Source organism: Paenibacillus sp. P4_E11 (assembly GCF_056401635.1).
Genome location: NZ_JBFUIX010000271.1, coordinates 1 through 3,261, shown reverse-complemented (window position 1 = coordinate 3,261; position 3,261 = coordinate 1). Strand labels below are relative to the sequence as shown.

Below are 3,261 nucleotides of genomic sequence, written 5' to 3'. Positions count from 1 at the left end.
AATTTAAACCATTCCCTTTATTTCTACATGTAAAAGGCCCATGAGTAATAGCCCCTCGCAGTGGTATTCCACTGGCAAATGCCCTAATAATTAGCATCTGGACAAGCAATATAAGCATATTAAAATTATGGATGTCATCATCACTTGTCCAAACTACGATACTATCAGAAATGATTACCGATTGGACATCAGTTTTGATATTTTTATCCCTATTCAATATTTCACTGATTGCTTTGAACAATTTCCCATTCTCGTCTAATCCATCCGAAAATTCGTCATATATTTTCTCAAGTTCTTCATGATTATTTTTTTCTACTATGTTTTTAAATCCCATAATATCTAAGAACGCCACAAATATATTTTTTTCTTTTGATGTGTTCATTTTAATCTCTCCTTTATTGCGCCAATTTCTTATAACGTTCTTGTATTCACGAACCCTCACTGGCTTAAGGCCGTAGGCCGGCCGCGAAGCGGTTAGCCAGTGCAGGGTTGTCTGCCTGAAACCGCTTCCCCGAAATGCATCGGGCAGACCAAGGTCGGCGCAGCCGACCGCAGTGTGAATATGGGGTTATATGATGGGGACGACCTCTTCGAAATTGCTAACAAAAGATACTATATGTCCTTATCCTTATTATGTAGTTCAATTATTGGTTTTGTGTAGTTATCGAATTTAGAGTCATCACTTAGTTCTATCCATGCTATATCAATTAGATCAGTATTATATTCTTTCGTATTGTCAAGATACATCTCCCCACCTACAATCTGAGCTCTAAATATGTGTTTGTTATTATTGGTATATAAAAGCCCTTCGATCATAATATCAAAGCCTGTTTCTTCTTTAATTTCTCTTATACATGCTTGTTCTGCTGTTTCATTTTCTTCTATACCGCCTCCTGGAAAATTCCAAACAATATCCCCTCTCTGAACATATTGCTTTACCATAAGCACTTTATTGTTTTGTATAATCAAAGCTCGTGAAATCAATTCCGATCACCCTACTCCTCAGAGGTATTTTATTATCACAAATGTACTTTAACAAACAATAAATGGAAACGAAGTCTTCGAGTCCATTAGGCAAGTTATTCTTTGAAGCTTTTATTCGGCTTTCGTCCCTTTCATATAACGTTCTTGTGTTCCCGACGCCTTACCGACTTAAGCCCAAAGGGCGGCCGCGATGCGGTTAGTCGGTGCAGGTGTGTCTGCTGAATACGCTTCCTAGAAATTCATCTTGCAGACCAAGGATCGCTTGCGATCCGCAGTGGGAACACGGTGTTATGTGATGCTGCTGTCATCTTCGATATGCTTAATAAATCTTTATAAATACCTTGTCATTTCTATTGCTCCACTTCCCCATATTTCTGTATATCTCCTGGTAATCTTAAAATCATGCTTTTCATAGAATTTGATTGTATGTTCATAAATAGGCTTTACTTCGGAAGGTACGGTCAATAGCATTATCTGTTTATATCCTAAAGTCCTTACATGTTCTATAAAATAGTTTATTAATTGGGTACCTAACCCCTGATCCCGATATTCAGGATGTGTTCCCATTAATGTAATATAAATAGATCCTTCCCAGCTTGTAAAAATAATAAAAGATTTAATGTCTCCTTCGAGCTGCAAGCACATTAAATCTTGAAATAATAAATCCCTCCTGGCTTCCTCGGACACATTATCTGTAAACCAATCACCTGTAAGAAGTAAGATCAATTGAACAATCTCTTGGATTACTTTCTGATTTGGCCTTCTATAATGTTTAAGTTCTATCATCTTGTTCAATCCTTTAATAATATATTGTTCTCAGCAGTTTCACATAACGTTGTTGTATTCACGAACCCTCACCACCTTAAAGGAGCGTAGCGACTGGCCGCGATGCGGTTAGGTGGTGCAGGGTTGTCTGCCTGAATATACATCCCCGAAATGCCTCGGGCAGACCAAGGGCCGTAAGGCCCGCAGCGTGAATACGGTGTTATATGATGCCAGTGCCTTCTTCGAGTTGTCCTCAAAAAGTGTTATTGTTTCTTTAATAGTTCTTCTACTAATATGCCATTTATCTTTAGACCTGTAATGTCACAATCTATAATCTCCATATTTGTCAGATTACAATTCTTAAATTTAATTGGTTTATAGTCTCCATCAGATTTGAAATTCCGGTCTCCTTCTTCAGGAAGCACAATATTCGAAAATTCCGTTCCAATTAAATGAATATGTTCAATGCTCATGTGACTCATGTTCGCGTTCTGAATAATTGTCTCAGATAAATTAATATCCGTAAGTTTCCATCCAGATGCATTTACATCATTTAATGTCATTTCACTCATGTTGGCATTGTTTATCTTAGTTTTAGATAGATTTACATTCTCAAATTCTAGCTCTTGTGCATTCACTTTCTTAAAAGTAGATCCAGTAATATTCTTCATTTCAAATTCTAACTTGCTTGTTTCTAAATGCATATTCATTCTCCTCTACGTTTTTGGTTTATATGTTAGTTCATGATGTTCTAATTAGATTTGCACTGGTTTCATATAACGTTCCTGTATTCGCGAACCCGAGAGGCTTAAGGCGACGAAGTTGCCGGGTGGCTCCGCCACTTAGCCTCGAAGGGTTGTCCGCATGACTCCGCTTCCTTGAAATGCCTCTGGCGGACCAAGCAGCCGTAAGGCTGCGACGCGTGAATACGATGTTAACTGAAGTCGACACATCTTCGAGTTTACTTACAAGTTGCCCTTCAAATCCTTTACCAAGTAGATTATTAGATCATCATCTACCATTACAGGTTTACCAGGCTCTACTTGAACGTTTTTATAAGTCATTCCTCTGCCATCCATCACATAACCACGTGATGTATACATTCTTTGAGCATTCCCATAATCTTTGTAGAGCCCTACTCCTACACCGATGTATTTAGATGACGTGGATACAATGGCTTCTAATTCATCAAATATCCTGCTTGCTACCTTCTGCCTTCTATACTCGTGAAATACGTTAAGATCGTTTATCTCCGGTATGTTATTCTCACGAAAAAATGGATAGTGCGAAGTGTAAAGTAAGTGACAGCATCCTGCAAGTAGACCATCATAAAATGCCATTATTGTTATTCGATTATTTATATAATTCTCCTCAAGACATTTCCTGAAATAATCACCTTGCTGATACCATCTATACTGTTCAGCAAATGTGTGATCTAATAAATCGACTTCTTCAATTGTAGTCAGTCTTTTTATATTTATGTCTGCCATGAACATTCCCTCACTTATTGTC

5 protein-coding genes are annotated in these 3,261 nt (G+C 37.8%); all 5 read right to left on the bottom strand.

What is annotated here, in order from left to right; all coding sequences use genetic code 11:
- Positions 1 to 382: nucleotidyl cyclase domain-containing protein (locus AC1DWB_RS32640; RefSeq protein ID WP_477545261.1), on the bottom strand; the 382-nt coding region annotated here is incomplete at its 3' end.
- 230 nt (positions 383 to 612) lie between these two features.
- Positions 613 to 984, bottom strand: a complete 372-nt coding sequence (locus tag AC1DWB_RS32635; RefSeq protein ID WP_477545260.1) for an NUDIX hydrolase — start codon at positions 982 to 984, stop codon at positions 613 to 615.
- A 330-nt stretch (positions 985 to 1,314) separates the two neighbouring features.
- Entirely contained in the window at positions 1,315 to 1,770 is a 456-nt protein-coding gene (locus AC1DWB_RS32630; RefSeq protein ID WP_477545259.1) for a GNAT family N-acetyltransferase, read from the bottom strand.
- Between the two features lie 242 nt (positions 1,771 to 2,012).
- The gene (locus tag AC1DWB_RS32625) at positions 2,013 to 2,453 is read right to left on the bottom strand and encodes a pentapeptide repeat-containing protein (protein ID WP_477545258.1); all 441 of its coding nucleotides are present in this window, start codon (positions 2,451 to 2,453) and stop codon (positions 2,013 to 2,015) included.
- Between the two features lie 261 nt (positions 2,454 to 2,714).
- Positions 2,715 to 3,261 (bottom strand): GNAT family N-acetyltransferase (locus AC1DWB_RS32620; protein WP_477545257.1); only part of this gene is annotated, 547 nt, incomplete at its 5' end.